At 56.3% G+C, this 17,828-nt stretch carries 18 protein-coding genes and 2 pseudogenes; 18 read left to right on the top strand and 2 right to left on the bottom strand.

All coding sequences use genetic code 11. The features are described 5' to 3' along the window. Positions 1–52: 52 nt before the first annotated feature. The 18 genes and pseudogenes from nifE to LZK81_RS28925 all read left to right on the top strand — a co-directional run bounded on the left by nifE (position 53) and on the right by LZK81_RS28925 (position 15,043). A complete protein-coding gene (nifE, locus tag LZK81_RS29005; protein ID WP_046602079.1) occupies positions 53–1,483 on the top strand; it encodes a nitrogenase iron-molybdenum cofactor biosynthesis protein NifE in 1,431 nt (476 codons plus the stop codon). A 19-nt stretch (positions 1,484–1,502) separates the two neighbouring features. Next, on the top strand, positions 1,503–2,849 hold the full coding sequence (gene nifN / locus LZK81_RS29000; protein ID WP_041365309.1) for a nitrogenase iron-molybdenum cofactor biosynthesis protein NifN: 1,347 nt from the start codon (positions 1,503–1,505) through the stop codon (positions 2,847–2,849). Between the two features lies 1 nt (position 2,850). Beyond that, positions 2,851–3,349: pseudogene (gene nifX / locus LZK81_RS28995) on the top strand (nitrogen fixation protein NifX). Between the two features lie 231 nt (positions 3,350–3,580). Further along, entirely contained in the window at positions 3,581–3,910 is a 330-nt protein-coding gene (gene fdxB / locus LZK81_RS28990) for a ferredoxin III, nif-specific (protein ID WP_080725100.1), read from the top strand. A 345-nt stretch (positions 3,911–4,255) separates the two neighbouring features. After that, entirely contained in the window at positions 4,256–5,143 is an 888-nt protein-coding gene (locus LZK81_RS28985; protein ID WP_041365315.1) for an electron transfer flavoprotein subunit beta/FixA family protein, read from the top strand. 67 nt (positions 5,144–5,210) lie between these two features. Next, positions 5,211–6,290, top strand: coding sequence for an electron transfer flavoprotein subunit alpha/FixB family protein (locus tag LZK81_RS28980; protein WP_418936533.1), 1,080 nt, complete (start codon positions 5,211–5,213; stop codon positions 6,288–6,290). Beyond that, positions 6,283–7,590: an FAD-binding protein gene (locus LZK81_RS28975; protein ID WP_233957868.1), complete on the top strand. Its 1,308-nt coding sequence runs from the start codon at positions 6,283–6,285 to the stop codon at positions 7,588–7,590. The genes LZK81_RS28980 and LZK81_RS28975 overlap by 8 nt, the downstream gene beginning before the upstream one ends. A 12-nt stretch (positions 7,591–7,602) precedes the next feature. Further along, on the top strand, positions 7,603–7,899 hold the full coding sequence (locus LZK81_RS28970) for a ferredoxin family protein (RefSeq protein WP_041365320.1): 297 nt from the start codon (positions 7,603–7,605) through the stop codon (positions 7,897–7,899). Positions 7,900–8,058: 159 nt separating this feature from the next. Next, a complete protein-coding gene (locus LZK81_RS29395) occupies positions 8,059–8,670 on the top strand; it encodes a GAF domain-containing protein (RefSeq protein ID WP_326491535.1) in 612 nt (203 codons plus the stop codon). A gap of 19 nt (positions 8,671–8,689) precedes the next feature. After that, positions 8,690–9,661, top strand: a complete 972-nt coding sequence (locus LZK81_RS29390) for a sigma 54-interacting transcriptional regulator (RefSeq protein WP_326491534.1) — start codon at positions 8,690–8,692, stop codon at positions 9,659–9,661. 233 nt (positions 9,662–9,894) lie between these two features. Beyond that, positions 9,895–10,125: a thioredoxin family protein gene (locus LZK81_RS29285; RefSeq protein ID WP_210166487.1), complete on the top strand. Its 231-nt coding sequence runs from the start codon at positions 9,895–9,897 to the stop codon at positions 10,123–10,125. A gap of 68 nt (positions 10,126–10,193) precedes the next feature. Further along, the gene (locus LZK81_RS28955) at positions 10,194–10,601 is read left to right on the top strand and encodes a hypothetical protein (RefSeq protein ID WP_046602145.1); all 408 of its coding nucleotides are present in this window, start codon (positions 10,194–10,196) and stop codon (positions 10,599–10,601) included. Then, positions 10,598–12,154: an RNA polymerase factor sigma-54 gene (gene rpoN, locus LZK81_RS28950; protein ID WP_041365326.1), complete on the top strand. Its 1,557-nt coding sequence runs from the start codon at positions 10,598–10,600 to the stop codon at positions 12,152–12,154. Before LZK81_RS28955 ends, rpoN begins: the two co-directional genes overlap by 4 nt. Before the next feature lie 210 nt (positions 12,155–12,364). Beyond that, positions 12,365–13,867: a nitrogenase cofactor biosynthesis protein NifB gene (nifB, locus tag LZK81_RS28945; RefSeq protein ID WP_418936532.1), complete on the top strand. Its 1,503-nt coding sequence runs from the start codon at positions 12,365–12,367 to the stop codon at positions 13,865–13,867. A gap of 2 nt (positions 13,868–13,869) precedes the next feature. Beyond that, positions 13,870–14,061, top strand: a complete 192-nt coding sequence (locus tag LZK81_RS28940; protein WP_046608005.1) for a 4Fe-4S dicluster domain-containing protein — start codon at positions 13,870–13,872, stop codon at positions 14,059–14,061. 276 nt (positions 14,062–14,337) lie between these two features. Next, positions 14,338–14,574: a putative nitrogen fixation protein NifT gene (gene nifT / locus LZK81_RS28935; RefSeq protein ID WP_041366484.1), complete on the top strand. Its 237-nt coding sequence runs from the start codon at positions 14,338–14,340 to the stop codon at positions 14,572–14,574. 138 nt (positions 14,575–14,712) lie between these two features. Then, complete coding sequence (locus LZK81_RS28930; RefSeq protein ID WP_233957912.1) at positions 14,713–14,853, top strand: hypothetical protein; 141 nt, start codon at positions 14,713–14,715, stop codon at positions 14,851–14,853. Between the two features lies 1 nt (position 14,854). After that, entirely contained in the window at positions 14,855–15,043 is a 189-nt protein-coding gene (locus LZK81_RS28925) for a hypothetical protein (protein ID WP_233957911.1), read from the top strand. Positions 15,044–15,556: 513 nt separating this feature from the next. Here the strand turns inward: LZK81_RS28925 and istB are convergent. Next, positions 15,557–16,291, bottom strand: a complete 735-nt coding sequence (gene istB, locus LZK81_RS28920) for an IS21-like element helper ATPase IstB (protein WP_113532245.1) — start codon at positions 16,289–16,291, stop codon at positions 15,557–15,559. Further along, positions 16,224–17,790 (bottom strand): annotated as a pseudogene (gene istA, locus LZK81_RS28915) (IS21 family transposase). Before istA ends, istB begins: the two are co-directional and overlap by 68 nt. Between the last annotated feature and the right edge of the window lie 38 nt (positions 17,791–17,828).

The following is a 17,828-nucleotide window of genomic DNA, read 5'->3' as shown; positions in this document are numbered from 1 at the left end:
GAACGGCCGGTCTGGGGGCCGGCTCTCTGTTCATCGATTTCAAGGCAACCCAATGCTCTCAGTCAACTCGACACCTCAGGATTCCCTCAGCCAGCCCCTGCGCAAGATAAGCGGCGGCAATGGTGCCAAAAGGCCGATCAACCTAGGAGCCGCCGCGGGCTGCGCGTTTGACGGCGCCAAAGTAGTGTTACAGCCTATTTCCGACGTAGCCCATCTAGTACATGCGCCGTTGGCCTGCGAGGGCAATTCTTGGGACAATCGTGGGGCAGCATCGTCAGGTTCTAGGCTTTGGCGGACAAGCTTCACGACGGATTTAACTGAACTCGAAATATTGATGGGACACAGCGAGCGGAAGCTCTTCGAAGCCATCTGCGAGATCAAAAAAGACCACGCACCGGCAGCGATCTTTGTCTATGCAACTTGCGTCCCTGCAATGATCGGCGACGACATTGTGGCGGTATGTCGTTCCGCAACGGAAGAATTCGCCATTCCGGTGGTGCCGGTCAACGCGCCTGGCTTTCTCGGTGCGAAGAAGCTCGGCAATAGGCTCGCTGGCCAGGCGTTGTTTGACCATGTCATTGGCACAGTGGAGCCTGAGGACTGCGGACCTCACGACATCAATATCCTAGGCGAATTCAATATTTCCGGCGAATTCTGGCTCGTGAAGCCGCTCTTGGACACACTCGGCATCCGCGTTCGCGCCTGCATTCCTGGCGACGCCCGCTATTTGCAGGTCGCCTCTGCTCACCGCGCGCGTGCGACTATGGTGGTCTGTTCGTCCGCCCTCATCAATCTTGCTCAAAAAATGGAGGAGCGCTGGGATATTCCCTTTTTTGAAGGCTCCTTCTATGGCATCTCTGGCACGTCGAACGCACTCCGGCGGATCGCTGGCCTGTTAGTCGAGAACGGCGCCGACGCCGAACTTCTCGATCGCGCGGAAGCGCTTATCTCGGTAGAAGAAAACAGAGCATGGAAACGGCTGGAAATATACCGGGCTGGGCTCAAGGGCAAGCGCGTCCTGCTCAACACCGGCGGGGTGAAATCTTGGTCGTTGGTCCATGCGCTGTTGGAGATCGGCATGGAGATCGTGGCGACATCGGTCAAAAAATCTACCGATGACGATAGAGGTCGTATCAAGCAGGTTCTGAAAGAGGAGTGCCATCTGCATGACTCGATTGCCCCGAGCAGACTCTACTCGACGCTCACAGGAGGCAAAGCGGACATCATGCTGTCGGGCGGTCGTACGCAATTCATCGCTCTTGAGGCAAAGGTGCCGTGGCTCGACATTAACCAGGAGCGGCGTCACGCTTATGCGGGCTATGAGGGAATGTTGCAGCTAGTGCGTCAGACCTACCTGGCAATCCACAACCCCATTTGGACAGAACTACGCGAACCGGCACCATGGGAGCAGCATCGGGATGCAAACATCAGGGAGCATGGCGAGCGCGAACCTGACCAAATCCCCCTTCAGTTCGGGCATTGAGGGCGGTTGAGATCCCCAAATGGTCAATATCTTTTCCCAAACAAAAGCTGCGGCAATCAACCCACTGAAATCGTCTCAGCCGCTGGGGGCTGCCTTGGCGTTTCTTGGCATCGATCGTGCGATCCCCTTGATCCACGGCAGCCAAGGGTGTGCAAGCTTTGGGCTCGTGCTACTCGGAAGACATTTCAGCGAGACGATCCCTCTGCGCACTACAGCGATGGACGAAATCGTAACGGTTCTCGGCGGCGCGAAACGTCTTGAAGAAGCAATCCTCACTTTAAAGCCACGCGTCAAACCGCAACTTATCGGGATATGCACCTCCGCCCTGGTTGAGACTCGAGATGACGACATCGCCGGTGAACTCTTGAAAATGAAGGGCGAGCGGGCCGCGGAGCTAAGTGGCACCGAGGTGGTGCTCGCCAGTTCGCCGGATTTCGCTGGAGCAATGGAGGAGGGCTGGTCCACGGCGGTTACCGCTCTTATCGAGGAGATTACGCTGCCCGGCGAACACCCACGCGATGCCACAAAAATTGCAGTCTTGCCAGGGTCGAACCTAACGGTTGCTGATCTCGAGCATTTGCGCGAGACAATAGAGCATTTCGGGTTAAACCCGATAATTTTGCCTGATCTGTCGGATTCGCTCGGCGGCATCATACCGGAGCAATGGGTTGCGACAACGTATGGCGGTACGAAAGTTGACGAAATTCGCCACCTCGGTTCGGCCATCCGGTGCATCGCCATCGGGGAACAAATGAGGCGACCGGCTGAAGCGTTGAAGCGAATAACAGGCGTCCCTTACGTGCTGCACGGATCCCTCACGGGCCTAAAGAACGCCGATCGATTCATCAGTCTACTCGCCGAGATTTCGTCAGAAGAAGCACCGCTGAGCATTCGGCGTCGCCGCATGCAATTGCAGGACGCGATGCTCGACGGGCACTTTCACCTAACCGGCAAAAGAATAGCAATTGGCTCCGATCCGGATCAGTTGGTCCAGTTTATTGACTTCTTCACCGGGATGGGGGCGGAAGTAACCGTAGCTGTCTCCACGACTGGGATGTCCAAAGCACTTCAATCAGTTTCGCTCGAAACCATACATATCGGCGATCTTTGGAATCTTGAACACCTTGCTGCTGGGGCCGACCTTCTCGTTACTCATTCGCACGGCCGACAAGCAGCAGATCGGCTCAACATTCCGCTGATGCGCGTCGGCTTTCCCGTCTTCGACCGCTTGGGCAACCAACACAAACTCACGATCCTCTATCAGGGAACGCGCGACCTGATCTACGAGGCTGCCAATATCATTCAGGCGAGCCAACACCAGCCAAACCCTGGGAGAACTGATTCGCCCCTGAATATGGAAGTGTAAGATGAGCTCCATTCGTCGTCTCTCGCTTGTCGACAAACGACTGCGGGAAATAGGGGCGGAGCGGCCTGCAGGTACCTTGCGGCTTGCGATCGCCACTCAAGACATGAAAAGGCTGAATGGCCATTTCGGATCCGCCGAACGATTTGCGATCTACGATGTGACGCCAGATTCTGCTCAGTTTCATAGGAGCTGTTGTATTCGAAAATCTGTCTGATGAGTTGACCGGTCAACGAACACCGCATCACGAGCGCCTGGCCGCAAAAATCGCGGTTCTGTCCACGTGCCAGCTTTTCTTTTGTATTGGTATTGGCGGACCTTCGGCGGCGAGAGTTATTTCGGCGAATATCCACCCGATCAAGCTGCCGCGGCCTGAAGGAATAGGGGCGTTGCTGGCTCGTGTTCAGAGTAGGTTGAAAGCAGGCCCTCCACCATGGCTCCGTAGGGCCAAAGCGCAGGCAGGTGCAACGGGAAAGAAAGCGAGCTTGGACGACAAAGGCTGACGATGGCGAGCTTTGAAGTTCGAACAGTTATACCTCGTGCCAATGAGGAAACTGCGGTCAAGACGTCCACTGTCTCGTGCGGCTGATGCGAGCAAGGGAATCTCTGAATGATTCCGCAAAAAACCTCTCAGCCACGCGGACCACATCGGGTCGAGTTGCAGTCCAGATATGTTCCAGCTTTGCTGTTTGGGACATTGCTCGAGGAGAATACATTGCTTTGGAGTAATCGAAATGAACGGTTCAGGCTTCACCCGCGACGGCTGCAGTTGGATTCCGGAATACCTAAACTTCGTCGATCCTGGGACGTGCATCGGCTGCGGGCGTTGCTTTAAGGTCTGCTCGCGTGAGGTCATGCACCTTTACGGGATTAATGACGCAGATCAGATACTTGGCGTCTGCCGCGGAGCGGAGGAAGATTTCGACGGAGAACTCACTCGCGTAATTATGGCGGTTGACTATCCCGGTCGCTGTATCGGCTGCGGAGCCTGCGCCCGCGTCTGTCCCAAGAATTGCCAGGTCCATGTAAGGGCTGACCTATTGCTGAGTGAACCTGATAAATAATCCCTGTCTGCGGGGTATTTCATATTCGTTGCACCGGTCGCTGCGTGCAAAGCGATCGTCACGGCAAACGGCAGGTCTCGTCTTAAGTTGGTGTCGTTTCGCAACGCCTTTTCGATGACACGGGGTCATGATCCTAGGCTGAGGGCGCCCGTGCTCTTCGATGTGACATCAGACGGGGACGTCGCGACGCACGCGCCGTGCGCAATCCGACAACGAATGCCATCCGTATAAACTGAGAGCAGTGGAGCCCATATGGATACCTGTACAACGTTCGCTTGTGGGACGATTTATATCTAGAAGTTGTGGCTAGATGACACGCCGTGACGGAGCTTGGAGAAGCCTATCATGCACATCGTAGTTTGTATCAAGCAGGTGCCGGACTCTACCCAGATCCGTGTCCACCCGGTGACGAACACAATCATGCGCCAAGGCGTGCCCACCATAATCAACCCCTACGACCTCTTTGCACTTGAGGAGGCGCTCAGGTTGCGCGACCTCTTTGCGCTTGAGGAGGCGCGCTGGTTGCGTGACCCCAGTCGTGGAAAGGTAACCGTTGTCACCATGGGCCCGCCGATGGCAGCGCAAGCGCTGCGCAAAGCGCTTACATACGGGGCAGACCGCGCGGTACTCGTAACGGATCGCCGTTTCGCAGGTTCCGACACGCTAGCAACGTCATTTGCTCTATCTTGCGCTATCGCGAAGATCGGTGAACGTTTCGGTCCTCCCGATATTATCTTTACGGGCAAACAAACCATCGACGGCGATACCGCCCAAGTCGGACCGGGAATCGCCAAGTGCCTGAATATCCAGCAACTGACCTATATCAAAAGGGTCACCCGCATCGATCATTTGCGGCGCTCAATTGACGTCGAGAGGTGTTTGGAGGGCGGGACACAGTTTATCGAGAGCAAAATGCCGTGCCTCATCACCATGTTGGACGGCCTCAACACTATTCGCCGCGGCTCTATCGATGAATCCTTGCGTGCCGCACGTTCTTCAATCCTGACGTGGGGTGTAGCAGATCTAGGCGTTAGGGACGTGGATAAATTCGGCTTGAAAGGATCGCCGACTGTCGTGAAGCGGGTATTTGCTCCTGCGCCGAGGGCGCAGAAATCCGTGCAACTCGGGACTGCTAACAAAACCGTGCGGCATGTCGCTGACGAGCTTGTGGCCTGGATATCCAGCCATCAACCGAAGTTGGCAGATGGGCCATTGTCCAAACCAGGTGCGTGAGCAGAAAGGGCCAATTGTGGTCACTCAAGATAAGGGCACACTGTCTCCCGCTACCGGCCGTGGTGGAATGATGATGAAGTTGCCAACACAGTTCCAGGATCATCGGCATGTCTGGGTTTACATTGAACTGGAGGAAAGTCAGGTCAATCCCGTCTCCATCGAATTGCTCGGCGAGGGCCGCAAGCTCGCTGACAAGCTAGGTGCTCAACTCGCCGGTGTCGTCATGGGTCCGCCGAAAGGCGGAGGCGGCGGCCCTGCCCTTGAAGAGGCCTTCGCCTATGGCGCCGATCTTGTCTACCTTGTTGAGTCCCAATTGCTGACCAATTATAGAAACGAGCCCTATACCAAGGCGCTGACAGACCTCGTCACCATACATAAACCCGAAATTCTACTTCTCGGTGCAACCACGCTCGGCCGCGACCTCGCAGGTTCCGTGGCAACAAGCTTGAAAACGGGCCTCACTGCCGATTGCACTGAACTGAACATCGATTCCGACGGATCTCTCGCCGCGACGCGCCCGACCTTCGGCGGTTCGCTATTGTGTACGATCTACACGCTCAGCTCTCGCCCACAAATGGCAACCGTGCGTCCTCGGGTGATGTCAATGCCTGAGCGACAAACCAAGCCAGTCGGGCGTATTATTCGGCATGAGCTTACAATGGTCGAGGAGGAGATTGCTACCAAAGTCATCGGTTTCCTTGCCGATAATCGATCCGACCGTCCGGATCTCGCCAAAGCTGACGTCGTGGTTGGATGTGGACTGGGGATCGGCGCGGCAATCAACCTGAAGCATGTGGGCGCCCTCGCAAGAACAATCGGTGGGGAGATGGGTTGTACACGTCCATTGGTCCAAAAGGGTTGGGCGTCCTCGTTTAGGCAGATTGGCCAAACGGGTGTGACGATCCGACCGAAACTGTACATAGCCGCCGGAATATCGGGCGCGGTCCAGCACCGTGTCGGCGCCGAGGGCGCCGATTTGATCATCGCGATTAACAATGATCCGCACGCGCCGATCTTTGATTTCGCCCATGTTGGGGTGGTGGCTGATGCACATCGGCTTTTGCCGGCACTGACAAAGGCGTTCTCTAGGCTAATGCCCTTGCGAGAGCGTCAACTTTGTGAACTGAGGGTGAAGGCCTATGAGTAGGGAGCGTTTTGATGCCATCGTCGTAGGAGCCGGCATGTCCGGTAACGCGGCTGCTTACACAATGGCTAGCCGGGGTTTGAAGGTGCTGCAGTTGGAGCGAGGAGAGTATCCGGGTTCCAAGAACGTCCAAGGGGCCATATTGTACGCCAACATGCTAGAGGGGATCGTTCCGAATTTTCGCGATGACGCGCCTCTTGAACGACATCTGGTCGAGCAGCGACTGTGGATTATGGACGACACCTCGCACAGTGGGATGCACTATCGGTCACATGACTTCAATGAGCAAAGAGCAAACCGCTACACCATCGTCCGCGTTCAGTTCGACAAGTGGTTCGCGGGCAAAGTGCGTGAGGCCGGCGGAACAATCCTATGTGAGACAACAGCAACGAAACTTGCTCGTGATTGCAGTGGCAACGTCATCGGCGTCCACACTGATAGGGCGGGGCGGCCAATTCTTGCGGATGTCGTGGTTCTCGCTGAAGGCGTGAATGGGGTGCTTGGAACGCGGATGGGTTTGCGCGACATGCCGAAGTCGCAAAACGTGGCTCTTGCGGTCAAGGAAATGCACTTCTTGCCGGAGCACGTGATCGCGGAGCGCTTCGGGCTGACGGGAGACCAGGGCTGCGTCATCGAAGCACTTGGAACAATCTCGCGGGGCATGGCCGGCCTAGGCTTCCTTTATACGAATCGAGATTCAATCTCCCTGGGGATCGGTTGCCTCGTCTCCGGGTTGGCTGAAAGTATGGAAAGTCCCCACACCGTTCTCAACGGCTTCAAGTGCCATCCCTCCATCAAGCCGCTGCTTGCAGGTTCAGAAGTAAAGGAATATGCCGCCCATCTCATTCCGGAGGGAGGCTTCAGAGCAATCCCCGAGTTGCATGGTGAAGGCTGGGTTGTTGTAGGCGATGCGGCACAGCTGAACAATGCAGTCCATAGGGAGGGCTCAAACCTGGCCATGACGTCTGGCCAAATCGCGGGGGAGGCAATTTGTACAATAAAGAACCAAGGGAGGCTTATGACTAAGGATAATCTTTCCCTGTATAAGAGTATGTTGGACAAGTCCTTTGTTATAAAAGATCTAATCAAGCACAAAGATGTGCCCGCCCTCTTGCATACCAATAGCCAAAGTTTGTTTTCAACCTATCCAAAGCTGCTATCGCAGGCAGCGCAGAGCTTTGTTCGAGTTGAAGGTTCGACAAAAATTGAAAAAGAAAAGGCAGCGATCGACGCCTTCATCAAGGCGCGGTCCCGTTGGGGCCTTGTAAGCGACGCCGTCCGCATCGCCCGTGCCTGGCGCTGAAGGAGAGTCGAAATGAGCGAAAGCAGCTTCGAGCCCATTGAGGAAAAGCTCTACTGGAACCGCTATCTCGTCGATGCCGGCCGGCCGCACATAAGAGTGCGCAGGCACCTCTCTCCAAGCGCTAGTCTGCGTGCCTTGACTAAGATCTGTCCAGCGAACTGCTACAGTTTTGACGACGCAGGGCAGGTTAAAGTTGTTACAGACGGTTGCTTGGAATGCGGCACATGCAGAGTGTTATGCGAAGCCACCGGTGAGATCGACTGGAATTACCCCAGGGGAGGGTTTGGGATCCTTTTCAAGTTCGGATGAGGTCTAGCGCAAAAAAATCGACCTTTCTAAACCGTAATTTGCAGTACCTGTGGATGCGATTATAATTCACTAGAGACGTGAGCAAAGCAATCCACGTTTAAGCGCAACCCAATTCCGGGCGCACAAAATCGCAATTGCCTTTATTTGACGGAGCAGGACTTGACCGAATCCCCGGGAAAGAACGAGTTCGGCCGGGACAAGCGGCTCATCGGAATCTATCGAATTTCTGACGAGTTGCTGGCATCCACTCGTCTCGAGGTTAGACTTAACAGTGTGCTGGATATTCTGTGTTCCGTTCTCCCGTGTCGAGAGAGCGCTATAGAGATCCCCGCCACCAACGGAGAGGTAGGGATATCCGCAAGTTCGAAGGCTGGTCGCGGCATACCATCCATGACTTCACGGTTTGTGGCTCCGCCAACGGTTAAAAAGATCATTGATACCGGTCGGCCGTCAGTCGTGGAGGCTAAGGAAAAGGCGAGGCTGTTCAAAACCTCGCTCCTACAATCGCCCGACAGCACCACCACCTTTATCGGTGTCCCAGTTAAAATCGAGAACAAGGTCATTGCGGCGCTGTGGGTTGATCTGGTCAACGACGGGCTAATTAGCTATAACTACCAAGAGGAATTGGCGTTCCTAACAGCAGTCGCCAATGTGGTGGGGACACTCCACCGGCTCCGATCCGGGGTCAGCAGCATCGAGCGGACAACTGCCGAGAATCAGAAAGCGGGGGAGAGAGAGAGTATATGCCTCTCCCACGCATCAGAAACTTGACTGGATCGTTGGAGAAAGCGTGGCGCTGAGGGAGGTCCTTGAGACCGTCAGAAAAATTGCGCCCACCAATTCGGCGGTGATGCTGAGGGGTGAGAGCGGTACCGGCAAAGAGGTATTCGCAAAAGCGATCCACGCGCTGTCGCCGCGTTCCAAGAAACCTTTCGTGGCATTGAACTGCGCCGCGTTGTCATCTGGTGTTCTAGAGTCGGAGCTGTTCGGACATGAAAAAGGTGCCTTCACCGGAGCTGTATCCGAGCGGGCAGGCCGTTTCGAATTAGCCGACGGCGGAACCTTGCTGCTGGATGAGATCGGCGAGATAACGCCCGATTTTCAGTCAAAACTATTACGGGTAATACAAGAAGGTGAATTCGAGAGAATGGGCGGAATAAAGACGCGAAAGGTCAACGTTCGACTGATATGCGCCACCAACAAACACCTTGAGGAAGCTGTTATGAACGGCAGCTTCAGATCCGACCTTTACTACCGGATCAATGTGATAACTGTTGCACTGCCGCCGCTTCGGGACCGCGCCGGCGATATCCCACTCCTGGCGAAACATCTTCTCGGCAAGTTCAACAAGGAGAACGATAGCGACCGAAATTTCAACCCGGATGCCCTCGATCTGTTGTCGAAATGCCCCTTCCCGGGCAACGTGCGAGAACTGGAAAACTGCGTTCGACGTACGGCGACCCTTGCACAGGAAAACAAGATCATGCCATCGGATTTCGCCTGTGCAAAGGATCAATGTTTTTCCAGCCGTCTTTGGAAAGGTGCGAACCCAGCGCCCCACTTTGATATCGTCACCAATGGCGACCCAGCCGCTTTTGAGTCGCCGGGAGAAAAAAATCGTATCGTGGAATATGGGCGGCTGATGACAGCATTGAAAAAGGCGGGAGGTAATCAGGCGAAGGCGTCTCGGATACTGGGCAAAACAACCAGGCAGATATCGTATGCCGTCCGCCAGCACGGTATAATTTTGAATGAATTATGACCACATTGCCGGAGATGTCGGCGCCCGTTTAGTCGCCTGGGCCATTCCCGCGAGCATCGATCATTCACCCACTTTGTCCCTCCACAGCAAAAATTTCACCACAAAGGTGATCTTATGGCAGCCGATCTTCGATCCTGCAGATACGTAGTGAAAGGCCACTCATATGACAATCGTTAAGGCAAGGAATGGAGATGACTTCGCAGACAGCGTCCTAAGTTCTCCCAAGCCTGCGCTTGTGTTCTTCACTTCTCTCAAATGCCGCCGCAACGAGCGCGATTGCCCCTCTGATTGAAGACATATCGGAGGAATTGGCCGATGAGATGACGGTCGTCGAACTGGATATTGACGAAAACCCAGAATTGGCAAATCGTTTCCGCGTAAGTGCGACCCCGACGCTGGCCATCTTCAATGAAGGCAAAATTCACTCGCGGGGCAAATATCATCGTGCAGTACAGCGATTGTGACGGCGGCTATCCGACGATCCAGGCGTAGTCATCTAAACTCAACGAGACATTTCGGAGAACCATCCAAAATGACCCGGCTCACCATGGCTGCAATCTTGCAGCTCAAAAACGTCCAGGCGCGCGGCACCCCCCAATTGAAGTCCCTCTACGAGTACCTCTCCTCGGAGCGTGGTCTCGAAAATGGGATCTCCAACACGGAGGCTCGCCTCGTCTACCGCATCAACGCCCTGCCCCTCCGCATCTTCGAACTCCAGCAGAATTTCGGCGCGAAGATCGACAAGAGCTCCGCGAGGAAGATCCGACCGGCCGTCCCTACTTCCGCTACTGCCTCGTCCTTCCGCGCGACAACGAAGCAGGGGAGACCCTCGTCGATGACTAAGGATGCAACGGACCGCGAGGCCAAACTTAGCGACATCGTCGTGCTTGCTCACACGGGCAAGAGCGCGGGCACCTCAGCTATCAGGAGCTCTGAATGAAAACCCTCAGCCATTTTTCCCCGAGTCACACCCAATGTGCGCGGCCATCGCCGCAACTGATACAAGACATGCGGTTGCTGCAGATGACGTTTCCCGAACTGACTCAGTTCGTTGCCGACGAGGTGGAAAAGAACCCGCTGCTCGAATTTACGTCAAGCGAGAGCGAAAACGACGCGGAAACAGGCTTCGAAACCGCCGACGACTTTGCCCCGACCGAAGGCCGCGAGAGTTCGGCGGCCGCCGAAGTCGATAGCGACTGGTATGAAGGCTCCTCCTCCATCAGCACCGAGAGGCTCGGCGAAGGGCTCGATACGGGCTTCGAAAACGTCTCCCTGGACGACGGCCCGGTGCGGCGCGCCGATGCGCCGGAACTGCTCAGCCAGTGGAAATCCATGCCGGGCGGCGATGCCGGCGAAGGCTACGACCTGAATGATTCCGTCGCCGGCCAGGTGACGCTGCGCGACCATCTGAACCAGCAGATTCCCTTCCTGATCGTCGATGCGGCCAGCCGCCTGATTGCTCAGCATCTCGTCGATCAGCTCGACGAGGCCGGCTACATGCTGGGCGACATCGAGGAGATTGCCGCCCGCCTCGGCAGAAGCTCCGAGAATGTGGAGGCCATCCTGCACTCGCTGCAGACGCTCGATCCGCCGGGCGTCTTCGCCCGGTCACTCAGCGAGTGTCTGGCAATCCAGCTTCGGGAAAAGGACCGGCTCGACCCGGCCATGGAAGCACTGATCAGACATCTGGATCTGCTCGGCAAACGCGACTTCGCCTCGCTTCGAAAGATCTGCGGTGTCGATGACGAAGACCTGATCGACATGCTGGCGGAAATCCGCGGCCTCAACCCGAAGCCCGGCGCGGGTTTCGAGCGCGGCATGTCAGAGACGATTTCGCCGGATATCGTCGTGCGCGCAGCGCCCGACGGCGGCTGGATGGTCGAACTCAATCCGGACACCCTGCCGCGCGTTCTGGTCAACCATACCTATTTCCAGACGGTGTCGAAGAACTGCCCGAAAAACGGGGATGTCCACAACTTCCTCTCCGAATGCATGCAACATGCCAACTGGCTGACGCGCAGCCTCGACCAGCGGGCCAAGACGATCATGAAGGTGGCGACCGAAATCGTCCGCCAGCAGGATGTCTTCCTGATGCACGGCGTCGACCACCTGCACCCATTGACTCAGAAGACCGTTGCCGAAGCGATCAAGATGCATGAATCCACGGTCAGCCGCGTCACCTCCAACAAATGCATGCTGACGCCGCGGGGCATGTTCGAACTCAAATATTTCTTCACGGTGTCGATCGGCTCGGCAGAAGAAGGCGGCGACAGCCATTCGGCCGAGGCCGTGCGCCACCGGATTCGCCTGCTCATCGCGCAGGAGACGCCTGAGACGGTGCTCTCCGACGAGGATATCGTAGTCAGCCTGAAGCGCGGCGGGGTCGAGCTCGCGCGCCGGACCGTCGCGAAGTACCGCGAGGCGATGAACATTCCTTCTTCCGTCCAGCGCCGTCGCGAAAAGCGGGCGGATAGCCGGGCCGTCCGCTTCTGACTCTGTCATGCTTCTTGCCGACCGCATCGAGCCTGAGTTGGATCCTCCATCAGGTGCCGACGGTCGGCGGTTTTTTGAGTTGCCGCGTCTGCGGCCGGGCAGGAAGCAAGGACGTACGGAAAGCCCAATGGGTGAGCACAAAGGGAGGAGCCTTTTCAGGATCGGGATCTATCCCACCTTGCGAACCAATATGTGCCTGTCAACGGAGATATGATGACACCAGCTAAAACGAATGAAGGGTGTAACCAAACCGTCTACGCGCCCGCTTGCGTAAACTTATATACCGGTGCGTCTGGACAATCCCACACCTATGGACGCTCGGCACCAGATGGTGCAGATCCGGCGGTTTGGGAACGAGTGGAAGATCATCCATGCTTCTCAGAAGACGCGCATTCTTATTTTGCCCGAATACACGTTGCGGTTGCTCCAGCGTGCAACATCCAGTGCAACTACTGCAACCGAAAATATGACTGCGCTAACGAAAGCCGGCCTGGCGTTACCTCGGAAAGGTTAACCCCGGACCAGGCTCTGCGAAAGGTAATGACGGTAGCCAGCGCATTGCCGCAGCTCTCTGTCCTTGGTATCGCCGGGCCTGGCGACGCTTGCTATGATTGGAACAGGACAAAAACAACATTGGAACTGGTCGCGAAGGAGATCCCCGACATCAAGTTCTGCGTGTCGACCAATGGCCTTTCGTTGCCGGACCATGTCGAAGAGCTCGCCGGGTTGAATGTTGATCACGTGACCATTACGATCAACATGGTCGATCCAAATGTCGGCGTGAAGATTTACCCATGGATATTTTTCAGGGATCGCCGCCTCACCGGAATTGAAGCTGCCAGAACTCTTCACGAGCGTCAGATGCTGGGCTTGGAGATGCTGACTGAGCGAGGCATCCTCACCAAAATCAATTCAATACTAATTCCAGGCGTTAACGACGAGCATCTGATCGAAGTGAATAGATCAGTCAGCGATCGTGGGGCATTCATGCACAACGTAACCCCCCTTATTTCAGGCCACTCTCACGGCACTTACTATGGACTCACCGGCCAGCGTGGGCCAGACGCTCTCGAACTAAGCCTACTCCAGGATCGGATGAAGGGTCGAGGGACGCTTATGCGCCACTGCCGGCAATGTCGCGCAGATGCGGTCGGTCTGCTCGGCGTTGATCTCGCCCAGGAATTTACGACCGGTGATCTCCTTCTTGCGCCGGCCTATGATCCGGCAAAGCGCCTTACCTACCGCGAGTTCGTTGAACGTGCGCGCGGTGAACGTCTGACGTCTAGAAAAGAAGCACTCAAAGCCGTCAGATCCGTGGTGTCCGATCAATCGTTTCTTGTCGCGGTGGCGACCAAGGGCGGTGGCCGCATCAATGAGCACTTTGGCCACGGAATTGAATTCCAAATTTACGAGGTCTCGCCGTCGGGGATTGGTCGAACAGGCCATCGCAAGGTCGAGCAGTCCTGTCTCGGCGGCTGGTGTGACAACGCTGCCTTTAACAGCACGATTGTTGCGCTCAATGGCGTAGACCTATTGTTGTGCGCCAAGGTTGGAGACGTCCCAAAGAAGAGGTTGGCGGAAGCTGGTGTGCGAGCGACGGAGGCTTATGCCTATGACTATATTGAAGCCGCAATTGGCGCGTTCTACGCCGCCGAGTTTGAGAACAAATCGGCGGTAGCGACATCCCATCTTCCCAATATGACCAGGAGCTGAAAATGGCCTTCAAGATCGTAACGTCCCAATGCAGCCAATGCGGCGCCTGTGAATTCGTGTGCCCTTCAGGGGCAGTCGCCTTGAAGGGGGAAAACTACGTCATCGATCCGCGAAAATGCACCGAGTGCGACGAATTCGGAACTCAGCAATGTGCCGCAGCGTGCCCAATGAAGGAGACGTGTGTCCCCGCCTAACCGCCACCTAACGATTAGCCAAGGGTGCTGTCTGTGCGTTGGAGGATATTTCGTGGCGACTGCGAGCGGGACAGGAGAGATGACTAGCACCCGCAGTTTGTCTCAAGAAGCAGTGGGGGTCCTCGGCAGGAACAATTAACGCTCAGTACAAACGAAAGGACAGCCCTTCTCTTTGCAGCCGATTATTTGGTAGCACTGCCGTCAGTGCATGTGCATTTGATCAAGCACGCTACTGCCTTCACGAAAAGCATTCTGTTTCAAAGAAGGATCAGCCAGATGAAAGTGACGATTCGTCGAACTTGCGACAGCCTCTCGGCCTATATGCCAAAGCTTGATCTCGAGGAGCCGATACTCTCGATGGAGAGCGAAAAACTGTGGGGCGGTGTCGTGTCGCTAACCAGTGGGATGCGACTGGCCCTTCCCGACCTTCCGCGAAACACTCGCCTTCCGGTTACAGTCGAGGCTCCAAAGTACCGGATGGAGGAGATGAGCGTTTTCCAACAGCCAACGTAAATACAACCCGTTGAGGTTTCGAAACACCGTTGGTCCTCGACAGTTGAGATCTCGAGAACCGTATAGCAGGATAGGGTGCCATCGGCGTTGTCTGGTAAACTTGATTTTTTCAAGCGTAGCCTGTGGGAAGGACGACCGATGACCGCTCTCTTGAAGGTTTTCTGGCGCTTACTGCGCGACCTTGCGAAGCTGGTCAACGGGGTCCGACGCATTCTTGATATGTTGATCGTACGCGCGTTGCCGGTTTTGCCCGACCAGCCGAGAAATGGCCTTTCGTGACATGGATGTGTCGCTGTCGATCGGTGCCATTGTCTCGGCGTTGATACTGGCGCGGGCTCTTATCGTCTTTCATGTCTGCGCCTGGCATCGGCGTGATCCGCGCGGCGCCATCGCAATCATTGAAGTTCAAAATATTGTTCAAGCATTGTTTAACCGTAAGCGACAAGCTGAGGCCGTTCAGGCGGCGTAGTTCCACGGCATGAGGGCGCCGATCACATGGGTCGCACCATCCAATGTGCGCCAGGCTGTGTAGCCGTCACTCATCAGTATGCCGCGGTAATTGCCAAGGAAGGTTTGGTTGTGTTCCGGCGTGCAAATTTGTAAGCGACAAGCAGACCCCATCTGGCAAGGCTGATGGCCATCACGCTATGGCATCAGGCATCTGATTTTCTCTGGTTGTGAGGATCTATGTCTACGCCTACGGCTAGCCCTAGAATGATCCATATGATTGAGGCCGTGACGGATCGACTTGAGGGTTCTCCCCGACAGTTGCGTCGTTTCTGGTCCGACGAATTCAAGCTCGAGGCGGTTGAGGAGGCTTGCCGACCTGGAGTGAATATCTCGGCTGTCAATCGGCTCGGAATGTTGACCCCTTATCGGCGTCCAATCTTCACCCCCCTGTAGCCGATCAGCGCTTGGCCTGCCCGGCGCTGGCCGGGGTTGCAGAGGGTAGGCCAAGTGCGGGTGACGGGTATCTTCGGCTTTAGCTTTGAGAGCGGTTCTTGAAGCGCCAGGATTCGTTTCCGGTCTCGACGATCTCGCAATGATGGGTCAGGCGGTCGAGGAGCGCCGTCGTCATCTTGGCATCGCCGAACACTGACGGCCATTCACCGAAGGCGAGGTTCGTCGTGACGATGATCGAGGTGCGCTCGTATAGCCTGCTGATCAGGTGGAACAGGAGCTGACCTCCGGCCTGGGCGAAGGGCAGATAGCCGAGTTCATCGAGGATGATGAAGTCGAGGCGATTGAGATAGTCCGCTGTTCGTCCCTGCTTTCCGCTGCGTGTTTCTGTTTCCAGGCGGTTGACCAGATCGACGACATTGAAGAAACGGCCGCGCGTTCCGTTGCGGATCAAGGCACGGGCAATCGCGATGGCCAGGTGGCTCTTTCCTGTTCCCGTGCCGCCGACGAGAACGATGTTACGTTGGTCGGCGACGAAGGTGCCTGCGGCCAGCTCCCGCACCAACGGTTCATTCACAGGGGTATCGGCGAAGTCGAAGTCGTCGATATCCTTGGCAAGTGGCAGCTTGGCTATGCTGAGCTGGTAGCGAATGGAGCGTGCTTGCTTCTCGGCGATCTCCGACTGCAGCAGGTCACCGACAATGCGCGGCGGCTCATGTTGCCGTTTGATGCCATTGCCCATGACCTCATCATAAGCGCTGCGCATTCCGTAGAGCTTCAACGTGCTCATCAGTTCGAGAACCTGTGTGCGTTCCATCAGCTTGCCCTCCTGAGCCTGTCATAGCGTGCGCAATCGGCGACCGGTTCATGGGTCAGGCGCAGCGCATCCGGGGTTTGCAGGGTTGCGGCCGGAGCCGGATCACGACTGCGGGCCAGAATGTTGATGATCACCGAAGCAGAGCCGACGCCGTGATCCAGCGCCTCTTGGCAGGCAGCATCGACAGCCACCAGACCATCGGTCGGAACGCATGCAAGGATGGTGACCATTTGCCGATCACCGTCATGGACGCCCTTCAATCGCTTGCGGACTTTCTCCATCGCCGCTGGCAACGCCCAGTCCCTGAACGGTGCGCCATTACGAAGAGCTCCGGGTTTGCGGGCCAGAACAGGCACATAATGCCAAGGATTGTAGGTTGTCTCGCCCCGGCCAAAGCAACGCTGATGCTCTCCGACATTCACCCCGTCCTGCCGGATGACGATCCGGTCGGCATAGGCATGAACCTCGACAGGGCGGCCGACCGCCGTTGAGAGCACGGAGTATTTGTTGTTGTCGAAACGAACCGTGCAGGTCTTCGACACCGAGGCCGGGACGCTGTGGAAGCCGTCGAACGGCCCGACGTAATGCACGAGGCTGCCGCGTTCCTCCTCGAACACCTGCCAGATCATTCGCTCGGTCTGCTCGGGATGGCGGTGCGCCTTGGCGTAAGCGATACATTTGTCGAGCAGCCAGACATTCAGCTCCTCCAGGCTTTTGACTCGGAGGCGCGGCGTGAAGAAGCGCTCTCGAACCAAGCCAACCTGGTTCTCGACCTGTCCCTTCTCCCAGCCGGATGCAGGCGTACAGGCGACCGGCTGGACGAGATAGTGGCTGCACATCTGCAGGAAACGGCGGTTATATTGCCGCTCCTTGCCGACGAACACAGTCTCCACCGCGGTTTTCATGTTGTCGTAGATGCCGCGCGTGCAGGTGCCTCGGAAAAAGTCGAAGGCCTTGTCGTGCGCATCGAACACCATCTCCTGGCTCTCGCGCATATAGGCTCGGGCAAACATCATCCGGCTGTGGCAGAGCCGGACATGAGCGACCTTCACAGTCGTCGTCACCCCGTTGATCAGAATGATCTCGTGACTCCAGTCGAACTGGTAGGCCTCGCCTGGCGCGTAATAGAGCGGAACATAGGCCTCGGCTGTGACAGCTCCCCGGCTCCTCGACCAGCCTTTTGCATAGCGTCGGATCGCATCGTAGCCGCCGTCATAACCAAGACCCCGAAGCTCCTCGTAAATCCGGATCAGAGTAAGCTGCTCCCGAGAAGGCTTGCCCTCGTTGGCGGCCAGAAAGCGTTCGATCTCAGCCTTCCACATGCCGGTTTTTGGTAATGGTTGCCGTTCTCGCTCATAAGAGAAGTCGGTCTCATTGGACCGCAATATCTTGCGGACCGTGTTGCGCGACACATGCAGTTCCCGGACGATCTTCTTCACCGACCAGCCCTGCACATGGAAGGCTCGACGAACACGCGCAATCGTATCCACTCGCTTCAACTCCCCCTCCATCCGTCGTCAAAAAACGGATGGTCAGA

It is taken from the genome of Neorhizobium galegae (assembly GCF_021391675.1).
Lineage (GTDB): Bacteria > Pseudomonadota > Alphaproteobacteria > Rhizobiales > Rhizobiaceae > Neorhizobium > Neorhizobium galegae_B.
This window is presented reverse-complemented; position numbering and strand designations above follow the sequence as displayed.

Excerpts from the sequence above, each read along its gene's own strand:
- LZK81_RS28930 (WP_233957912.1), top strand. The coding sequence starts at position 14,713 with ATGACCGCTCTCTTGAAGGTTTTCTGGCGCTTACTGCGCGACCTTGCG.
- nifN (WP_041365309.1), top strand. The coding sequence starts at position 1,503 with ATGGTCAATATCTTTTCCCAAACAAAAGCTGCGGCAATCAACCCACTG.
- nifB (WP_418936532.1), top strand. The coding sequence starts at position 12,365 with ATGATGACACCAGCTAAAACGAATGAAGGGTGTAACCAAACCGTCTAC.
- rpoN (WP_041365326.1), top strand. The coding sequence starts at position 10,598 with ATGAAAACCCTCAGCCATTTTTCCCCGAGTCACACCCAATGTGCGCGG.
- LZK81_RS28975 (WP_233957868.1), top strand. The coding sequence starts at position 6,283 with ATGAGTAGGGAGCGTTTTGATGCCATCGTCGTAGGAGCCGGCATGTCC.
- nifT (WP_041366484.1), top strand. The coding sequence starts at position 14,338 with ATGAAAGTGACGATTCGTCGAACTTGCGACAGCCTCTCGGCCTATATG.
- LZK81_RS28940 (WP_046608005.1), top strand. The coding sequence starts at position 13,870 with ATGGCCTTCAAGATCGTAACGTCCCAATGCAGCCAATGCGGCGCCTGT.
- LZK81_RS28970 (WP_041365320.1), top strand. The coding sequence starts at position 7,603 with ATGAGCGAAAGCAGCTTCGAGCCCATTGAGGAAAAGCTCTACTGGAAC.
- LZK81_RS28985 (WP_041365315.1), top strand. The coding sequence starts at position 4,256 with ATGCACATCGTAGTTTGTATCAAGCAGGTGCCGGACTCTACCCAGATC.
- LZK81_RS28925 (WP_233957911.1), top strand. The coding sequence starts at position 14,855 with ATGGATGTGTCGCTGTCGATCGGTGCCATTGTCTCGGCGTTGATACTG.
- istB (WP_113532245.1), bottom strand. The coding sequence starts at position 16,291 with ATGGAACGCACACAGGTTCTCGAACTGATGAGCACGTTGAAGCTCTAC.
- nifE (WP_046602079.1), top strand. The coding sequence starts at position 53 with ATGCTCTCAGTCAACTCGACACCTCAGGATTCCCTCAGCCAGCCCCTG.
- LZK81_RS28980 (WP_418936533.1), top strand. The coding sequence starts at position 5,211 with ATGATGATGAAGTTGCCAACACAGTTCCAGGATCATCGGCATGTCTGG.
- LZK81_RS28955 (WP_046602145.1), top strand. The coding sequence starts at position 10,194 with ATGACCCGGCTCACCATGGCTGCAATCTTGCAGCTCAAAAACGTCCAG.
- fdxB (WP_080725100.1), top strand. The coding sequence starts at position 3,581 with ATGAACGGTTCAGGCTTCACCCGCGACGGCTGCAGTTGGATTCCGGAA.